The sequence below is a fragment of the Hydrogenophaga sp. L99 genome, assembly GCF_058731905.1.
Genome location: NZ_CM178972.1, coordinates 2,882,287 through 2,898,873, shown reverse-complemented (window position 1 = coordinate 2,898,873; position 16,587 = coordinate 2,882,287). Strand labels below are relative to the sequence as shown.

The window sequence follows — 16,587 nt, the reverse complement described above, 5'->3', positions numbered from 1 at the left end:
TCGTCCAAAAAAAACAACAAAAATCCTCTTTGTGTCGCGGTTTATAGGGGAAACCCTGTGGTGCGGGTTTTCCCGGGGTTAGGATTTGCCATGTGACTTGCTTTCACATCCGGCTTCGATGTACGTAGCTGGAATTTTCAAAAGGAAATCCTCATGAAAAAATCTCTGATTGCTCTGGCCGTTCTGGCTGCTTCCGGCGCCGCATTTGCACAGTCCAGCGTGACCCTCTACGGTATCGCTGACATCTGGGTCGGCAAGTACAAAGAGGAGACGCTTGCTGACGACAGCATCGTCAAAGGTAAAATGAAAGTTGGCAGCGGTGGCGTGTCCACCAGCCGCCTGGGTTTCAAGGGCACCGAAGATCTGGGTGGCGGCTTGAAGGCTCACTTCAACTTCGAACAAGCGCTTGACCTGACCAACGGTGCTACCGAAGGCAATACCTTTGCCCGCCAAGCCAACATTGGCCTCAGCGGTGGTTTTGGTACCGTGAAGTTGGGCCGCAGCTTCAACGCGATGGACGATGTGTTCGGTGCTGCTAACAGCGGCTTTGACTCGGCTTTGTCGGCCAATGCTGTCTGGTTGAACGGCTACACCGGCGCAGCCGATGCTCAGCTGTACTACGCAACCCCCGAGTTTGCCGGTTTCACCGCTGCTGTGAGCACCCAGCTCAACGGTAATAAGGGTAGCGCCGACGGCGACGGTCGTATCAGCGCCGTCAATGTGGCCTATGCCAACGGTCCTATCGGTGCCGCTGTCGGTTTTGAAGACGACGAAAACGGTCAAGAAGGCCTGATCGTTAACGGTTCCTACGATCTGGGCATGGCCAAGCTGCTGGCTAGCTACTACACCACCAAGCCAGAAGCCGGTGTCCGTACCAACTCTTACCAGATCGGTGCAGACGTGCCTCTGAGCAGCGCGCTGACCCTGTCGGTGGGCTACGCCCGTTCCAACGTAAAAGGCGGCGAGGCTGACAGCGGCTTCGGCGTGGCAGCTGCTTACAGCTTGTCCAAGCGCACTTCGGTGTACGGCGGTCTGCGCGCAGAAAGCCGCAAGTCCGGCGCTGCTGACGGCGACTTCTTCGCTGTGGGCGTGCGTCACGCTTTCTAAAGCCCTGCGGTCGTAAGACCGCTGGTTTTGGTTTCAAGAAAACCCCGGGCATCACCCGGGGTTTTTTTGGGTTTGAACATGGTGTTTGACCTCTGCAAATCGTTTCCCATGCGGCTTGCGCCGCATGGAGCGCACATAAAAAATGTCAGGCGTCAAGTCTTTTCTGAGACCGGTAGCTGCAAAAAAGGGCTTACGGGATAAAGAGTTAGGCTAAATCCTATCGCCGCCAGCCTGTGCCACCTTGGAGGCTAGGTGCCACATAGGCGCTTCGCGGTAGCTAACGCAGGGGCACAGTAGCGGGCAAGGTCGCACCGTCATCATAGTGTCGGCTTGCTGCCAGTTCCTTCACAAGCGAAAGCGCAGCCCACGGGCTGCGCTTTCGTCGTGGTGCGATGGCCGGATCATAAGGTCTGTTGCGGCGGGACAGCCTTGACAGTCATTCGTTTTCTGAACGCCCGATCCCCCGCCATGAAGGCTTCCAGCATGTGCGGGATCAGCGTGGCCGCATCCACCGCATCGCCATATGCCTGCGCGTGGAGCGCGGCGTAGCGATCCAGGTCAATTTTCAGGCTGGCAGGGCATGCGAAGGTCAGCTTCGTGGCTTCAAGCCTCGGCAGCGGACCCAGTCGCAGCTTCTTGGGCATGCTCATCGAACACCTCCGCGCTGGTAAAAGAGCGGCTGGTAGGGCCGCAGCGCCAGATCCCTTGTCACGATCACCCGAACCGGCAACCCTGGCCGCGCCGTCAGCGTCGGCTGGATGTTCATGTTGCGCCGGGTGATTTCCTGGCCCACCTGATTGATGCTGTCCTGTGCGCTGTCGCGCCCGGCGATCACGATGCGGTTGCCGTCCTGGCGGTTCTCCGGCGCGGCCAGCTCGGCACCGACGCCCAGCAGCGTGGTCAGCGCCGCGCCGGCGAAGATGCGGCCCCAATGCCAATCGACGCCATCCTCCAGCCCGGCGTAGCCGGCCGGATCGGTACCCACGAGGTTGTCCAGCGTCAGCGAAGACGTGTCCGGCAGGATGACCCGGTTCCACACCACCTGCACGCGGCTCTGCCCGTAGCTCACTTGGCTGTTGTAGCGGCCCAGGATGCGCGAACCCTGCGGGATGAGCAGGAAGCGCCCGGTGGCCGTGTCGTAGACCGGCTCCGTCACCGTGGCGATCACGTCGCCCGGCAAGTCCGACTTGATACCCGTCACCAGCGCCCCGGCGATCACCGTCCCGGCCATGACCTGGTACGGCGAGGCAGGCATTTGCAGATGGCCGGAATTGCGGGTTTCCGTAGAACCGGCTTTCTGGAAAGCCTCTTTCAGGTCCTGTCGGTTCTGCGCGCTGGTCGGGTCGGTGGGCTGGGCCGCCGTCGAGGCCGGCCCAGCGGCGAGCGGGTCGAAGACCGCCAAGGCAGATGCCGAGCCGGCAGTGGCGGCCTGCGCAGGCGCAGCGGTCTTCTGTCCGCCCGAGCGGAAGAACACCGTCGAGGCCGCCGCCGCATCCGCTTCCTTGCGCCGTGCGTCCTCCGGGTCATGTCCCGGCGGTGCATAGGCCGGCGTCACCGGCTGCTGCGACTTCACGATGGCCGGGCCGAGATCGCCCGGCAGCGGCGGCCCCAGCTCGGGCACCTTGGCCGGCAGCTTGGAGTAGTCGGCTGGCAGGCTATCCAGCCCTTCGGACTTCGAGACGCGATCCACGTTGTACAGCTCGGTATGTTCGCCCGCGCCACGCCGGTGCGGCTGGAGCGACCAGATGGTGGCTCCGAGCACTGCCACCGACAGGCCGCCAGTGAGGATGGCCAGCGTGCGCCGATTCAGGCGCGTGACCGGACGCGGCTGGGCGCGCAGCGTCACCGCCTCGGGAGCCACCTTGCCCGCCGAAGGCGCGGCAAGGCCGGGAGTGTCGTCCTGGCTCATGCTCAGTTCCTCCCCGCTGCACCAACCACCCCGTCCGTGCGCTCGATGCGCACCACGTCGCCCTTGTCTGCCCCGAGGCGCAGTTCGGCCGCGCCGAACAGCCGGTCCACGACGTAGTACGGCGGGCGAAAGCGGTAGTTCACCAACTGCCCATCGCCCTGCGCGCCGATCACAAACAGCGGCGGCAGCTCGCCCTGGGCGATCCCTGGCGGGAACTGGATGTAGACCTTCTCGCCATCGTCGAAGGCGCGCAGCGGCTTCCAGGGTGGGTTGCTGCCGCTGAGCGCGTAGCGGAAGCGGATGCGCTCCAGCGACAGGCCGGTATCCACGGGGGCCGCAGCGTTGGCCGCTTGCGCTTGGCGCTGCAGGGCCAGCATCTTGTCCTTGGGGTAGTCCCAGGACACGGATGCCATCCACGCCTTGTCGGTCGAGGTCAGCTCGATCAGGTAGGTGCGCCGGCTGGTCGTGATGACCAGATTGGTCTTGAGGCCCGAGCGGATCGGCTTGACCATCACATTCACACGCAAGTCCGCACCGGAACCGCTGGACGTATCGCCCACGATCCAGCGCACGGTGTCGCCAGCAGCGACTGTCACCAGTTCCTCGCCCGGCTGCAGGGCCACCACGGTCACGCGGCCCACGGCCGCATAGACCTGGTACAGCGCGCCATCGGTGAACGGCCAGACCTGGATCGCATTGACGTAGCCCTCGCGGGTCGGCGCCATGCGCGCCTCGGCATTGGCGCGGGACACGCGCACTTTCTCGTCAGAAGGTTCCGCTGCGAGCTTGGCACTGTCCTCCGCCACGGACTTCAACTGCGCCGGCATCGGCAATACCTCGGGCATGGTCACGACCTCCACAGGCTTCGGCGTCTCCGGCAGCGGCTGGGCCTGTACCGGCTCATCCAGCGCGATCACCGGCGGCGGCTTGCCCTGCGTGGCGCAGCCTGCGAACAGAACGGTCGATGCCAGCAGGACCACCGGCAAAGCGGATTTGCAGAAAAACGTGTTCATGGTTTTGTTCCTTCGGAAGAATCGAGTTCACGGCTCCACGACAGGCCGTTGACGTAGATGCCCAGGGGGTTCTTGCGCAGCCGCTGCTCGGTGCGCGGGGTCTGCTGCACGATGGACACCACCGCGTTCCAGCGCTCGGTGCGGTCCAGTGCGCCGGTGACGAAGCGCTGCTCGGTCCAGCGCACGTTGAACGACGTGTCGCTGGCGCGGGTCACGCTGGCGATCTGCACCGTCACCGACTCCTTGCCGATGCGCGCGAACGGGTCGCTGGTGCGGGCGTACTCGTTGAGCACCACCGCGCCCTTGTCCGTGGCGTAGTCGTAGGCGTCGAGCCAGTTCTGCCGCACCACGATGGGGTCGATGGAGAGGGAGCGCACCAGCGTGACGAAGCGCGCGATGTGGTGGGCCGTCTGCGCATCGGTCGGCCGGTACGGCGTGGCCGCCTCGCCCACGGTGCGCACCTGGCCGGCCTGGTCCACCTCGATGACGTAAGGCGTCACGATGGACTGCGCCGAGCGCCACACCAGGCCGCCCGCCATCAGCAAGGCCAGCGACAGGCAGCCGAAAGCCATCAGCCGCCAGTTCTTCGCCTGCACGCGGGCTGAGCCGATGCGCTCGTCCCAGGCCTGGGCGGCGGATTGATACGGGGTTGCAGGCTGCGGCGTATCGGCATAGCGCACCTGTGGTCGTTTGAATCGCATGGATGGTTCTCCTCAAGAATCGGAATCACGCAGGCTCGGACCGGAACCCGAGCCGCCGCCATCGCCACCGCGCAGCGTGTGGGCGGCGGTCGTGGCGGCATGGGTGAGCTGCTGCCTGCGGTGCAGGCGCTTGGCCCAGGCAGGCTGTTCATTGGCGCCTTCGGCCTGGGGCGCGCCTTCGGCAGTGCCACCGGCAGCCTCTGCACCGCCGCCTTCGCGGAAAGCCGCCGCAACCCGCTCCTTCATGGAGCGCGCGCCTTCAGCCACCTTCTGCCCGGCCGCATGTGCACCGGCCCTGGCGACATTCCCCACGCCAGCGGCCGCGCCCTTGACGCCGCCGCCGACCGAAGCCGAGCCGGACTGGAAGGCCGACCTGGCGCTGCTGGCCGTCGAAGCCACCGAACGCGCCCCGCTGGCCGCCATGCGTGCGGCGCCCGGGGCCATGCGCGCTCCGGCCGCGATGGCATTGCCCGCGCCGGCAACGGCCGCTCCAGCCGCCACGGCGGCGCCTGCCGTGCCCACGGCGGCCCCGGCCATCGCACCAGCGCCCAACTGCGGAGCACCGGACACCAGGCCCGTGGCAATGCCCGGCCCGAAGATCCCCAGCGCCAGCAGGGCCAGCGACGCCAGCATCACGACCAGCGCGTGGTCGATGGAGGGCTCGGCCGGATGCACCGTGAACTCGGCGAACAGCCCCGTACCTATGCCCACGATCACCGCCAGCACCAGCACCTTGATGCCCGAAGCCACCACGTTGCCCAGCACCTTCTCGGCCAGGAAGGCGGTCTTGTTCCACAGTGCGAACGGCACCAGCACGAAGCCCGCGAGCGTGGTCAGCTTGAACTCGATCAGCGTCACGAACAGCTGCACCGCCAGCACGAAAAAGCACAGGATCACGATCAGCCAGGCGATGAACAGCACCACGATGGGCGCGAGGTTCACGAACACCTCGGGGAACCCCGCCAGGTCGCTGATCTGCCGCAGGATCGGCGCCCCGGCGTCGATCCCTGCCTTGGCCAGCCGGCCCGGTTGCAGGAAGCTGCCCATGCTGAGGGTCGAGCCGCTGGCCGTCAGGCCCAGCCCGGCGAAGGACCGGAACACGATGCCGGCCAGCGTGTTGAAGTTGCCGATGATGTAGGCGAAGGCGCCCACGTACAGCACCTTGCGCAGCAGCTTGGCGATCACATCCTCCCCCTGGCCGCTGGCGTGGCCCAGCGCCCAGTACAGCCCGGCGATCGTCATGTCGATGGCGATCAGCGTGGCGGTCAGAAACGCCACCTCGCCCTGCAGCAGACCGAAGCCCGAGTCGATGTAGCGCGAGAACGTGTCGAGGAAGCGGTCGATGACCGTCACGTCGTTCATGGCAGCGCGTCAGTTGCCGTAGAAGTCCACGGACTGCGGCGTGTACGGCGTGCCGCTGCCCAGGAAGCGCCGCGTCACCTCGCGCCCGCGCTCGGCCGCCGCTGCCTGCCGCGCCAGTTCCAGCGAGGCCGCCCGGTCCTGCGTGAGCTGCAGCCGTTGCGCCTGGATGGACTGCTTGGCCTGCAAGGCCAGCAACTGGTTCGTCGCCTGCATCGCCTGCAGCGCGCCCACGGCGGACTGGCTCTGGCCCACCAGATCGGCCAGCACGCCTTCGTCGTCGCTCAGGTTCTGCGACGCCTGGGCCTGCATCTGCATGGTGGTCTGCAAGCCATTGAGCGTGTTCTTCCAGCGCTCTTGCGCGTCGCGGTACATCTGGTCGCCGCTGACGGCGGCGGCGTACTGCTCGGGGTACAGGCGCGCGAACTCCCGATCCATGTTCGCCACGTCGTAGGCCAGGCCCCTGGCCTGGGCGATCAGCCGCTGGGTGGTCGCCAGGTTGCTGCGCAGCCGGCTGACCACGTTGAACGGCAGGCTGGCAAGGTTGCGCGCCTGGTTGATGAGCATCTGCGCCTCGTTCTGCAACTGCCGGATCTGGTTGTTGATCTGCTCCAGCGTGCGGATCGCGGTCAACGTGTTCTGCACGAGGTTCGTGGGGTCGATCACGACCCATTGCGCCTGCACGGGGGACACCGTGCACAGCATGGCCGCGATGGCGGCGGTGAGAAGGCGTTTCTTCATGGCAGGTTCTCCTGTGAGTGGTCAGCGAAGCGAGGGGAAACATGAGGCGTCAGCGGCGCGAGGCCGGGGAACGCGCGCAGCAGGTCGGCCGCCCAATCGAGGCCGCGATGGCGCAGCCAGGCGAGCGCGAAGCCGGGCGCGCCGGCGTGGCCCAGAACCTCGTCGATGGCGCGCTGGTCCTGTGGCGTGGAGGCGCCCGCGAAGGCCAGCGTGGCCGGCCCCAGGTCGAGGTCGAACAGGCGATTGCCGAGGCGCGACTGGTAGTAGTAGTCGCGCTTGGGCTGCGCCGTGGCAACGATCTCGATCTGGCGGGTGTTGAGCCCGAAACCCTCGTAGATCGTGCGAATCTGCGGTTCGGTGGCCTGCGGGTTGGGCAGAAAAATGCGGCTCGCACAGCTTTCCACAATGGCCGGCGCGATGCTCGAATCCTGGATGTCCGCCAGGCTCTGCGTGGCGAAGATCACCGAGACGTTCTTCTTGCGCAGCGTCTTGAGCCACTGGCGGATGCGCGCCGCGAACACCGGGTCGTCGAGGAACAGCCAAGCCTCGTCGAGGATCAGCAGCGTGGGCTCCCCGTCGAAGCGTTCATCGAAACGCGCAAAGAGGTAATGCAACACGGCCATGACGGCGGCCTTGCTGTGCATCAGCTCCTCCATCTCGAAGCACTGCACGTCGGCCATGCCCAGCCGGTCGTGGTCGGCGTCCAGCAGCTTGCCGTGGGCGCCACCCAGCACGTAGGGCGCGAGCGCCTGGCGCAGCGCGTTCGATTGCAGCAGCACCGACAGGCCCGTCATGGTGCGCTGCTCCAGCGGCGCACCGGCAAGGCTTCCCAGCGCTGACCAGATGGCGGCCTTCTCGTCGGGACCAACCGCCACGCCTTCGTGCGCCAGCCGGCCTTCCACCCATTCCGCCGCCCAAGTGCGGTAGCCCTCGTGGTCGATGCGCGCGAGCGGCTGGAAGGCGATTTCGCCATCCGTGCCCAGGTCGTAGTGCTCGCCGCCCAGGCCCAGGATGGTGGCGCGCATGGAGCGACCCATGTCGAACACGAAGATGCGCGAGCCGCGATAACGGCGGAACTGCATCGCCAGCGTGGCGAGCAAGACCGACTTGCCCATGCCGGTCGGGCCGGCCACCAGCGTGTGGCCCACGTCGCCGATGTGCGTCACCAGCCGGAACGGCGTCGCGCCGTCGGTGCGCGTGACGATCAGCGGCGGGCCACCCAGATGCTCGTTCTTCTCCGGTCCGGCCCACACCGCCGACAGCGGCATCATGTGCGCCAGGTTCAGCGTCGAGACGATGGGCTGGCGCACGTTGGCATAGGCGTTGCCGGGGATCGAGGACAGCCACGCATCCACCGCGTTGAGGGTTTCGGGTATGGTGACGAAGCCCCGGCCCTGGATCACGCGCTCCACCATGCGCAGCTTCTCGTCGGCCGCGGCCGGGTCGGCATCGAGCACCGTCACCGTGGCGGTGAGGTAGCCGAAGGCGACCTGATCACTGCCCAGCTCTTGCAGAGCGGCGTCCGCGTCCGATGCCTTGTTGTTCGCATCGGTATCGACCAGCGGGCTTTCCTGCTGGAAGATCGTTTCGCGCAGCAAGGCGAGGACGTTCTTGCGCTTGGCGAACCACTGCCGGCGCAGGCGCCCCAACTCCCGTTCCGCCTCGGATTTGTCGAGGCACAGAAAGCGCGTACTCCAGCGATACGCAAATCCGAGGCGGTTGAGATCGTCCAGAATCCCCGGCCAGGTCGAGGTCGGAAAACCCCGCACCGTGGCCACGCGCAGGTGCTGGTCGCCCAGCATGGGCGCCAGGCCGCCGACCAGTGCGGAATCGGCCAGCAGCGCGTCGATGTGGAACGACACCTCGGGCACCGCCAGCGAATAGCGCCGCGTCGAGATGGCGGAATGCAGGTAGGTCAGCGTCTGCCTGTCATCGAGCCAGGCGATTTCCGGCATCACGCCATCGAGCAGGTCGAAGACGCGATCCGTTTCCGCGACGAAAGCGGTCAGGCGCTCGCGCCAGTCCACGCCCTCGGTCGGACGGTTCTCGTACAGCAGTCCCGCTGCGCGCGCACGCGACTCCTCGGCCGGCAGGTACACCAGCGTGAGGTGGTAGCCGCTCTCGAAGTGGTTGCCCGAATCCTCGAAGGCCGCGCGACGTTCCTCGTCCACCAGCCAGGACAGGGGTTCAGGAAACTCCGAGTGCGGGTAGTCGGCGGCGGGCCGGCGCTCGGCCTCGATGAACAAGGCCCAGCCGGAGCCCAACCGGCGCAGCGCGTTGTTGAGCCGTGCCGACGTGGCGATCAACTCGCCCTGCGTGGCGCTGTCGAGGTCCGGGCCACGGAAGCGCGCCGTGCGCTGGAAGCTGCCGTCCTTGTTCAGGACGGTGCCCGGCGCCACCAGCCCGGCCCAAGGCAACCAGTCGGCCAACAGCGCGGGCCGCTGGCGGTATTCGGCGAGGTTCAGCATCGCGGCATCTCCCTCACACGTCCAGCAGCGGGCGATGCTTGATGTGCCGCGCAAAGACCTGCATGAACTGCGGATCGACGCGCGCACCCCACACCGCCAGCGAATGCCCGGCGAGCCACAGCACGATGCCCGGAATCCACAGCTGCAGGCCCAGGCCCACGGCGGCGGCCAGCGTGCCGTTGGCAATCGCCACGGTGCGCGGGGCGCCACCTAGCAGGATCGGCTCGGTCAAAGACCGATGCAGCGGAATCTCGAACCCACGGGCGAACCCGGTCGCGAAGGTGTCCGGGGCACTCATACGACGGCCCCGCCGGAGAAGCTGAAGAAGCTCAGGAAGAACGAGGACGCGGCGAACGCGATGGACAGGCCGAACACGATCTGGATCAGCTTGCGGAACCCGCCCGAGGTGTCGCCGAAGGCCAGCGCCAGGCCCGTGGCGATGATGATGATGACCGCGACGATGCGCGCCACCGGCCCCTGGATGGAATCGAGGATGGACTGCAGCGGCCCTTCCCAGGGCATCGAGGAACCGGCGGCCTGTGCCGTGCCGGCCAGCAACAGCATCAGCGCGGCCAACAGTAGCCCTTGCCCCGCCGGGCGGGCCAGGGTGCGCAGCCGTGCCAAGCCGGACAGGTGGGGAGGCGGATTGACGGAAACACGGAAAACAGGAATGGTCATCTGCGTCATGGCAGTTCTCCAGGTGAGTCAGGGGACAGGGAAGGCGCAGCCGGATCGGCTGCGAGATGAACCGGCGTCAGCTCGGGAAGCTCGGGAAATGGCGCTTCCAGCGCGTCCGCCAGGTGATAGCCCGCGCCGTCGAAACCGGCGACGCGAGCGATGCTCTCGATGCGGCGCTTGCGTCCGCGCCCGGCGATGTGGATCACCACGTTGACCGCCTCGGCGATCAGCGCACGCGGCGGGTTCATCGCCACTTCGAGGATCAGCTGCTCCAGGCGCAGCAGCGCCCCGAGCGGGGAGCCGGCATGGATGGTGGCGATGCCGCCCGGGTGGCCCGTGCCCCAGACCTTGATGAGGTCCAGCGCCTCCGGGCCACGCACCTCGCCGACCACGACGCGATCCGGGCGCAGGCGCATGGACGAGCGCACCAGTTCCCGCATCGACACCACACCCTGGCGCGTGCGCAGCGGCACGTGGTCGCGGGCAGCGCATTGCAGCTCGATGGTGTCTTCGAGTACCAGCACGCGGTCGCCCGTGGCGGCGATCTCGGCCAGCAGCGCATTGGCGAGCGTGGTCTTGCCGGTGCTGGTGCCGCCCGCGATCAGGATGTTCTGGCGCTCGCGCACGGCCCGGACCAGAAAATCTGCCTGCCCCGTGGTCATCATCTCGTCGCTGACGTACTGCGCCAGCGGGATTACGCCCACGGCGCGCTTGCGCAACGCGAAGGCCGGGCCGGGTGCGGCGGGCGGCAGGATGCCCTCGAAGCGTTCACCCGTCTCGGGCAGTTCGGCGGTCAGCAGCGGCTGGCCGCGATGGACCTCCGCCCCCACGTGCGCAGCCACCAGGCGGATGATGCGTTCGCCGTCGACCTCGGGCAGTTCCACGCCCATTGGCGCGCGGCCCGTGGAAAGCCGGTCGATCCAGAGCGTCCGATCGGGGTTGAGCATGATTTCCACCACATCCGGGTCTTCCAGTGCAGCGGCGATCAGCGGCCCCATCGCCGTGCGTAGCATGCGGATGCGGCGGTCCAGCGCGGTGGCGGTGAAGGAGGACGAAGGAACCGCGCTCATCAGGCACGCTCCTGTGCTTCATCCATGCGCGTGGGATCGGGATGCAGTTCCTCCACCACGTCACGCACCAGGCTGCGCCCGCGCAGCAGGTGGCGACCCAACTGCTCCACGAACTGCTCGAAGCGCGCCTTGCCCTGGGCGCGGGCGGCGTCCTGATGCGCCTCGGGAATTGGTGTGCTGACGGTCAGGAAGTACCGGATGAACAGCGCCAGCGTTTCGATCTGGATGTTCTGGTCACGCTCCATGCGCTCGGCCTGGCGCGACAGCCGATCCAGCCGCTTGGCAATCGCCGCCTCGCGCTGGTCGGCGGCGTCCGGCGATAGCCAGGATGCCAAGGCTGCGGCAACGATGCTGGACTTGGATACGCCTTTCTTGGCGGCCAGCTCGTCGAGCCGCCTGGCATGCTCGGACTGGATAAACAGATTGAGGCGGTATTGGCTCATAGGTCGATTCCGTCGTCAGGGTCGAGGGATGCCAGTCGGGCCGTGCGTTGCAGTGCCGGGTCCAACTGGCGCGGAAGGGGAAGCGGTGTGTCGTCTTCGTCATCGAGCAGCGCGAGGTCGGCTGCAGGCGCGGACAGCTCGGGGTCATAGGCGACGGTTTCGGAGAGTTCGGGTTGGCGGCGGGGGCCACCGTCGTCGGCGGTGGAACCGAATCCCTGGATGGCTTCGATGTCAGGGGTCGCAGGCACAGCGGGAATCGCCAGCCCGCTCCAGTCGTCAGGCCGGGCTGGCGGAACGTCGGCATAGCGCCCACAGGCGAGCACAGGCGGCGGCAGCACGCGCTGCTTGAAATTGCTGTCCGCGTAGTAGCGCAGCTTCCTGGCTTTGATCGGTGCCACGCTGGACACCATCACCACGGCTTCGTCAGGCGGAAGCTGCATGACTTCGCCCGGCGTCAGCAGCGGACGGGCCGTCTCCTGGCGCGACACCATCAGGTGGCCCAGCCACGGCGCCAGTCGGTGGCCAGCGTAGTTGCGCTGCGCGCGCAGCTCGGTCGCGGTGCCCAGCGTCTCGGAGATGCGCTTGGCCGTGCGCTCGTCGTTCGTGGCGAACGTCACGCGCACATGGCAGTTGTCCAGAATCGAATGGTTCTGCCCATACGCCTTGTCGATCTGGTTGAGCGACTGCGCGATAAGGAAACTGCGGATGCCATAGCCCGCCATGAAGGCCAGGGTCGTCTCGAAGAAGTCCAGCCGACCCAGCGCGGGGAACTCGTCGAGCATCAGCAGCAGCTTGTGGCGGCGCACGATGCCATCGCTACCGTCGAGCGATTCCGTGAGGCGCCGGCCGATCTGGTTGAGGATCAAGCGGATCAGCGGCTTCGTCCGAGAAATGTCCGAAGGCGGCACCACCAGATACAGCGACACCGGGGATTCGGATGCGATCAAGTCGGCGATGCGCCAGTCGCAGCGCGAGGTGACTTCGGCCACCGTCGGATCGCGGTACAGGCCGAGGAAGGACATGGCGGTGGACAGCACGCCCGAGCGCTCGTTGTCGCTCTTGTTGAGCACTTCGCGCGCGGCGGATGCCACCACCGGATGCGGCGCATCGCCAAGGTGCGCCGTGGTCATCATCCGGTGCAGGGTCAGCTCGAACGGGCATGCCGGATCGGACAGGAAGTTGGCCACGCCACGCAGCGTCTTGTCCTCGCCCGCGTAGAGCACGTGCAGGATCGCGCCGACCAGCAGCGCATGCGAAGTTTTCTCCCAGTGGTTGCGCCGCTCCAGCGCCCCTTCGGGATCGACCAGAATGTCCGCGATGTTCTGCACGTCGCGCACCTCATGCGCGCCGCGCCGCACCTCCAGCAGCGGGTTGTAGGCGGCTGAGCGGGCATCGGTCGGGTTGAACAGCAGGCAGTGCGAGAAGCGCGAGCGCCAGCCAGCGGTGATGCTCCAGTTCTCGCCCTTGATGTCGTGGATGACGGCCGAGGCCGGCCAGGACAACAGCGTGGGCACCACCAGACCAACCCCCTTGCCCGAGCGCGTGGGCGCGAAGGTCAGGACGTGTTCCGGCCCTTCATGCCGCAGGTACTGGCGATCGTGCTGTCCGAGGAAGACGCCGGCCGGGTTCGTCAGCCCGGCCTTGCGAATGTCCTGCGCATTCGCCCAGCGCGCCGAGCCATAGGTCGTGACCAGCTTGGACTGGCGCGAGCGCCAGATCGACATGCCGATGGCGACCACAACCGCCAGCAGGCCGCTGCCGCCCGCGATGGCACCGCCCCTGTCGAAGACCTGCGGCGCATAGGCATCGAAGAAGAACCACCACTCGAACAGCCGCCACGGGTGATAGACCGGCGTGCCCAGGAACTCGAACCAGGGCGAGCCCAGGCGCAACTGATGGCCCAGTGCGGCGGCCGTCCATTGCGTGGCGCCCCACACACCCGCGATCACGATGCCGAACACCACGGCGATCTGCCCGAACAGCACGTTCGTTCCCTGCATTGGTCAACCTCCTACTACGGCACAGGGACGTGCCGTAGTGCTGAGGATCAAGGCGAGCGTGCAGGCCGGTCAAAGACCGTTATGGCGGAGATTCAGACCCAAAAAGCCAGACTTCTTGCTGCGGCGTACACAATAGAAACGCCGCATGCGCGAGCGCGCTGCGGCGTGATGAGGTAACAGGGAGAACTTTGTCGCTGCCAGGCGACGGCGAGAGGCGCTATTTGGATTTCTGTTCCGGTCGATCGCCGAAGAAGCGCCGGTTGGCGGCTTCGGCCGAACGGCGACAGAGTTCCTCGCCGGCCTTTGCTCGGTCTTCCTTGCACAGGCGCTGGACTTCTTTGAGGCGCTCAGGATGAGCCACGAGGAAGTCCACAGTTTCCGTCGGTTGGGATGGCCCACAGGCCGTCAGTGCGGCGACCACCAGAAGCGGCAGGAATCGGGTCATGGCTTGGGTCCTTTCAGCAGGTGGATCAGGAGTCCTCGGCGGCGCTAGAGCCATCTGCCGAATCAATGGAGGCCACTCGTGCGATGAACCGGGCCAGCATTTCGGAGGGCTCCACGTCACGGTGCAGCAGATACGTGGCCAGCATCTGCGACTTGCCCGCCAAGCGCCGGGCCACAACACCTGGCCCACGGCCGGATGCAATGTGCGCTGCGCCCGCCAAACCAAGTGCCAATCCGGCGGAGACCAAGGTCATCATCACCTCATAGGACGCCACGCGCTGGGCGATCAGTGGCTGTTGCTCGTAGCGCTGCAAAACACGATCAACTTGGCGTGCATGGCCTTCGCATATCGCCGGATCGCATAGCGCCAGCGGATAGCGCAACACTTCTTCCAACGGAACGTGCTTGTGGGCCAGCACAGGATGGCGGGCTGGGACCGCCACCATCAGCTCGTCTTCCCATGCAGGCCTGACCACAATGCCGTCGCCCACCTCTTCGGCCATCGAAAAACCGACGTCATACAGGTCATCGTGCAGACCCTTGACCTGTTGGTCCAACGGCACCTCAAATAACCGAATGTCAATCTCTGGATCTTCCTCTCGGCACCTGGCCAGCAGCGTCGGCATCCGCGAGGGCGTGATGCCATCGGACAAAGCGATGCGCAACTGTCGCTGAAACCCACTGGCGGCGGACTTGACGCCGTCACACGCCTGTTTCAGAGCTTCGAAGATTCGCGGCACCCGCTCCAGGAATGCCATTCCGGCAAAGGTCAGGCGGGTGCTTCGCGTGGTTCGCGTGAACAGTTGCACCCCGAGCTCTTCCTCTATCTCCTTGATGGTGCGCGACAAAGGGGACTGATCGATGTGCAGCTTTTCCGCTGCGCGGCCGAAGTGAAGTTCTTCGGCCACCGCTATAAAGCAACGCAAATGCCGAAGCTCCATGGTGTATCTCATCCAATTTAAATGGCCTTGACGAGTTCCGGCACAACCGCGAAAAGGTCCGCCTCCAGCCCATAGTCGGCCACGCTGAAGATCGGCGCCTCCGGGTCCTTGTTGATGGCCACGATCACCTTGGAATCTTTCATCCCGGCCAGATGCTGGATGGCGCCCGAGATGCCGGCCGCGATGTACAACTGCGGCGCGACGATCTTGCCCGTCTGGCCCACCTGCAGGTCGTTGGGGGCGTAGCCCGCATCCACGGCAGCGCGGCTGGCGCCGATGGCAGCGCCCAGCTTGTCGGCCAGGGGGGTGATGACTTCGTCGAACTTTTCCTTGCTGCCCAGGGCGCGGCCGCCGGAGACGATGATCTTGGCGGCGGTGAGTTCGGGGCGGTCGCTCTTGGCGATCTCGCTGCCCACGTAGCTGCTCTTGCCTGCGTCGGCGGCCGCAGCGGCGGTTTCCACCGCAGCGCTGCCACCCGTGGCGGCGGCGGCGTCAAAGCCGGTGGTGCGCACGGTGATGACCTTCACGGCATCGCCCGACTGCACGGTGGCTATGGCGTTGCCGGCGTAGATGGGGCGCTCGAAGGTGTCGGCGCTCACCACCTTGGTGATGTCACTGATCTGGGCCACATCGAGCTTGGCAGCCACGCGGGGGGCGGTGTTCTTGCCGCTGGCGGTGGCGGGGAACAGGATGTGGCTGTAGCTGGAAGCGATGGCCAACACTTGCGCGGCAACGTTCTCGGCCAAGCCGTGGGCCAGGCTGGCGCCGTCGGCGTGGATGACCTTGGCAACGCCGGCGATCTGCGCGGCGGCAGCGGCTGCGCCACCGGCGTTGTGGCCGGCCACCAGCACGTGCACGTCGCCGCCGCAGGCTGCGGCGGCCGTCACGGTGTTGAGCGTCGCGCCCTTGATGGATGCGTTGTCGTGTTCAGCGATTACGAGTACGGTCATGTCAGATCACCTTCGCTTCGTTCTTGAGTTTTTCCACCAAAGCGGCCACGTCGGCCACCTTCACGCCGGCACCGCGCTTGGCGGGTTCGCTGACCTTCAGGGTCTTCAGGCGCGGGGCCACATCCACGCCGAGGTCTTCGGGCTTGACGGTGTCCAGCTGCTTCTTCTTGGCCTTCATGATGTTGGGCAGCGTGACGTAGCGCGGCTCGTTCAGGCGCAGGTCGGTGGTGATGACGGCCGGCAGGGAGAGGGCCAGGGTTTCCAGGCCGCCGTCGATTTCACGGGTCACGTTGACCTTGTCGGTTGCCAGCTCGACCTTGCTGGCGTTGGTGGCTTGCGGCAGGTCGGCCAGGGCCGCCAGCATCTGGCCGGTCTGGTTGGCGTCGTCGTCGATGGCCTGCTTGCCCAGGATGACGAGCTGGGGCTGTTCCTTGTCCACCAGGGCCTTGAGCAGCTTGGCCACGGCCAGGGGCTGCAGGTCGGCATCGGTCTCCACCAGGATGGCGCGGTCGGCGCCGATGGCCATGGCGGTGCGCAGGGTTTCCTGGCACTGGGCCACGCCGCAGGAGACGGCGATGACTTCGGTCACCAGGCCCTTTTCCTTCAGGCGCACGGCTTCCTCGACGGCGATCTCGTCAAAGGGGTTCATGCTCATCTTGACATTGGCGATGTCCACGCCGCTGCCATCGCTCTTGACGCGGACCTTGACGTTGTAGTCAACCACCCGCTTGACGGGAACCAGGATTTTCATGGGAGGGTTTCC

The 16,587-nt window shown here is 66.2% G+C and carries 17 protein-coding genes; 1 reads left to right on the top strand and 16 read right to left on the bottom strand.

Annotated features, from left to right (window positions below):
- Positions 1-153 precede the first annotated feature (153 nt).
- Positions 154-1,107 (top strand): porin, encoded by a 954-nt coding sequence (locus AC4QBL_RS13785; RefSeq protein ID WP_472907630.1) that lies wholly within the window; start codon positions 154-156, stop codon positions 1,105-1,107.
- A gap of 401 nt (positions 1,108-1,508) precedes the next feature.
- Here AC4QBL_RS13785 and AC4QBL_RS13780 read toward each other — a convergent pair whose 3' ends face one another.
- From AC4QBL_RS13780 to AC4QBL_RS13705, 16 genes are all read right to left on the bottom strand, one after another.
- Positions 1,509-1,757, bottom strand: a complete 249-nt coding sequence (locus AC4QBL_RS13780; RefSeq protein WP_472907631.1) for a DUF2274 domain-containing protein — start codon at positions 1,755-1,757, stop codon at positions 1,509-1,511.
- Positions 1,754-3,016 (bottom strand): TraB/TrbI/VirB10 family type IV secretion system protein, encoded by a 1,263-nt coding sequence (locus AC4QBL_RS13775; RefSeq protein WP_472907632.1) that lies wholly within the window; start codon positions 3,014-3,016, stop codon positions 1,754-1,756. The genes AC4QBL_RS13780 and AC4QBL_RS13775 overlap by 4 nt, the downstream gene beginning before the upstream one ends.
- A 2-nt stretch (positions 3,017-3,018) precedes the next feature.
- The gene (gene trbG / locus AC4QBL_RS13770; RefSeq protein ID WP_472907633.1) at positions 3,019-4,029 is read right to left on the bottom strand and encodes a P-type conjugative transfer protein TrbG; all 1,011 of its coding nucleotides are present in this window, start codon (positions 4,027-4,029) and stop codon (positions 3,019-3,021) included.
- The gene (gene trbF, locus AC4QBL_RS13765) at positions 4,026-4,730 is read right to left on the bottom strand and encodes a conjugal transfer protein TrbF (protein WP_308326630.1); all 705 of its coding nucleotides are present in this window, start codon (positions 4,728-4,730) and stop codon (positions 4,026-4,028) included. The genes trbG and trbF overlap by 4 nt, the downstream gene beginning before the upstream one ends.
- A gap of 12 nt (positions 4,731-4,742) precedes the next feature.
- Entirely contained in the window at positions 4,743-6,092 is a 1,350-nt protein-coding gene (trbL, locus tag AC4QBL_RS13760) for a P-type conjugative transfer protein TrbL (RefSeq protein WP_472907634.1), read from the bottom strand.
- A gap of 9 nt (positions 6,093-6,101) precedes the next feature.
- Positions 6,102-6,830: a P-type conjugative transfer protein TrbJ gene (trbJ, locus tag AC4QBL_RS13755; protein ID WP_472907635.1), complete on the bottom strand. Its 729-nt coding sequence runs from the start codon at positions 6,828-6,830 to the stop codon at positions 6,102-6,104.
- A complete protein-coding gene (gene trbE, locus AC4QBL_RS13750) occupies positions 6,827-9,298 on the bottom strand; it encodes a conjugal transfer protein TrbE (RefSeq protein ID WP_472907636.1) in 2,472 nt (823 codons plus the stop codon). Before trbE ends, trbJ begins: the two co-directional genes overlap by 4 nt.
- A 13-nt stretch (positions 9,299-9,311) precedes the next feature.
- Positions 9,312-9,596 carry a VirB3 family type IV secretion system protein gene (locus AC4QBL_RS13745; protein ID WP_472907637.1) on the bottom strand — a complete coding sequence of 95 codons (285 nt, stop codon included), beginning with the start codon at positions 9,594-9,596 and terminating at the stop codon, positions 9,312-9,314.
- Positions 9,593-9,985, bottom strand: a complete 393-nt coding sequence (locus AC4QBL_RS13740) for a TrbC/VirB2 family type IV secretion system protein (protein WP_472907638.1) — start codon at positions 9,983-9,985, stop codon at positions 9,593-9,595. The genes AC4QBL_RS13745 and AC4QBL_RS13740 overlap by 4 nt, the downstream gene beginning before the upstream one ends.
- Positions 9,982-11,046 (bottom strand): P-type conjugative transfer ATPase TrbB, encoded by a 1,065-nt coding sequence (gene trbB / locus AC4QBL_RS13735; protein ID WP_472907639.1) that lies wholly within the window; start codon positions 11,044-11,046, stop codon positions 9,982-9,984. Before trbB ends, AC4QBL_RS13740 begins: the two co-directional genes overlap by 4 nt.
- Positions 11,046-11,489, bottom strand: coding sequence for a CopG family transcriptional regulator (locus AC4QBL_RS13730; protein ID WP_472907640.1), 444 nt, complete (start codon positions 11,487-11,489; stop codon positions 11,046-11,048). Before AC4QBL_RS13730 ends, trbB begins: the two co-directional genes overlap by 1 nt.
- Complete coding sequence (locus AC4QBL_RS13725; RefSeq protein WP_472907641.1) at positions 11,486-13,489, bottom strand: conjugal transfer protein TraG; 2,004 nt, start codon at positions 13,487-13,489, stop codon at positions 11,486-11,488. Before AC4QBL_RS13725 ends, AC4QBL_RS13730 begins: the two co-directional genes overlap by 4 nt.
- Positions 13,490-13,706: 217 nt before the next feature.
- On the bottom strand, positions 13,707-13,934 hold the full coding sequence (locus AC4QBL_RS13720; RefSeq protein ID WP_472907642.1) for an EexN family lipoprotein: 228 nt from the start codon (positions 13,932-13,934) through the stop codon (positions 13,707-13,709).
- A 25-nt stretch (positions 13,935-13,959) separates the two neighbouring features.
- Complete coding sequence (locus AC4QBL_RS13715; RefSeq protein WP_472907643.1) at positions 13,960-14,874, bottom strand: LysR family transcriptional regulator; 915 nt, start codon at positions 14,872-14,874, stop codon at positions 13,960-13,962.
- 17 nt (positions 14,875-14,891) lie between these two features.
- Complete coding sequence (locus AC4QBL_RS13710; RefSeq protein ID WP_472907644.1) at positions 14,892-15,824, bottom strand: electron transfer flavoprotein subunit alpha/FixB family protein; 933 nt, start codon at positions 15,822-15,824, stop codon at positions 14,892-14,894.
- A gap of 1 nt (position 15,825) precedes the next feature.
- Positions 15,826-16,575, bottom strand: coding sequence for an electron transfer flavoprotein subunit beta/FixA family protein (locus tag AC4QBL_RS13705; RefSeq protein WP_472907645.1), 750 nt, complete (start codon positions 16,573-16,575; stop codon positions 15,826-15,828).
- Positions 16,576-16,587: the final 12 nt, after the last annotated feature.

Excerpts from the sequence above, each read along its gene's own strand:
- AC4QBL_RS13785 (WP_472907630.1), top strand. The coding sequence starts at position 154 with ATGAAAAAATCTCTGATTGCTCTGGCCGTTCTGGCTGCTTCCGGCGCC.
- AC4QBL_RS13720 (WP_472907642.1), bottom strand. The coding sequence starts at position 13,934 with ATGACCCGATTCCTGCCGCTTCTGGTGGTCGCCGCACTGACGGCCTGT.
- AC4QBL_RS13715 (WP_472907643.1), bottom strand. The coding sequence starts at position 14,874 with ATGGAGCTTCGGCATTTGCGTTGCTTTATAGCGGTGGCCGAAGAACTT.
- trbB (WP_472907639.1), bottom strand. The coding sequence starts at position 11,046 with ATGAGCGCGGTTCCTTCGTCCTCCTTCACCGCCACCGCGCTGGACCGC.
- trbE (WP_472907636.1), bottom strand. The coding sequence starts at position 9,298 with ATGCTGAACCTCGCCGAATACCGCCAGCGGCCCGCGCTGTTGGCCGAC.
- AC4QBL_RS13710 (WP_472907644.1), bottom strand. The coding sequence starts at position 15,824 with ATGACCGTACTCGTAATCGCTGAACACGACAACGCATCCATCAAGGGC.
- AC4QBL_RS13745 (WP_472907637.1), bottom strand. The coding sequence starts at position 9,596 with ATGAGTGCCCCGGACACCTTCGCGACCGGGTTCGCCCGTGGGTTCGAG.
- AC4QBL_RS13780 (WP_472907631.1), bottom strand. The coding sequence starts at position 1,757 with ATGAGCATGCCCAAGAAGCTGCGACTGGGTCCGCTGCCGAGGCTTGAA.
- trbG (WP_472907633.1), bottom strand. The coding sequence starts at position 4,029 with ATGAACACGTTTTTCTGCAAATCCGCTTTGCCGGTGGTCCTGCTGGCA.
- trbJ (WP_472907635.1), bottom strand. The coding sequence starts at position 6,830 with ATGAAGAAACGCCTTCTCACCGCCGCCATCGCGGCCATGCTGTGCACG.
- AC4QBL_RS13705 (WP_472907645.1), bottom strand. The coding sequence starts at position 16,575 with ATGAAAATCCTGGTTCCCGTCAAGCGGGTGGTTGACTACAACGTCAAG.
- trbL (WP_472907634.1), bottom strand. The coding sequence starts at position 6,092 with ATGAACGACGTGACGGTCATCGACCGCTTCCTCGACACGTTCTCGCGC.
- trbF (WP_308326630.1), bottom strand. The coding sequence starts at position 4,730 with ATGCGATTCAAACGACCACAGGTGCGCTATGCCGATACGCCGCAGCCT.
- AC4QBL_RS13775 (WP_472907632.1), bottom strand. The coding sequence starts at position 3,016 with ATGAGCCAGGACGACACTCCCGGCCTTGCCGCGCCTTCGGCGGGCAAG.
- AC4QBL_RS13725 (WP_472907641.1), bottom strand. The coding sequence starts at position 13,489 with ATGCAGGGAACGAACGTGCTGTTCGGGCAGATCGCCGTGGTGTTCGGC.
- AC4QBL_RS13730 (WP_472907640.1), bottom strand. The coding sequence starts at position 11,489 with ATGAGCCAATACCGCCTCAATCTGTTTATCCAGTCCGAGCATGCCAGG.
- AC4QBL_RS13740 (WP_472907638.1), bottom strand. The coding sequence starts at position 9,985 with ATGACGCAGATGACCATTCCTGTTTTCCGTGTTTCCGTCAATCCGCCT.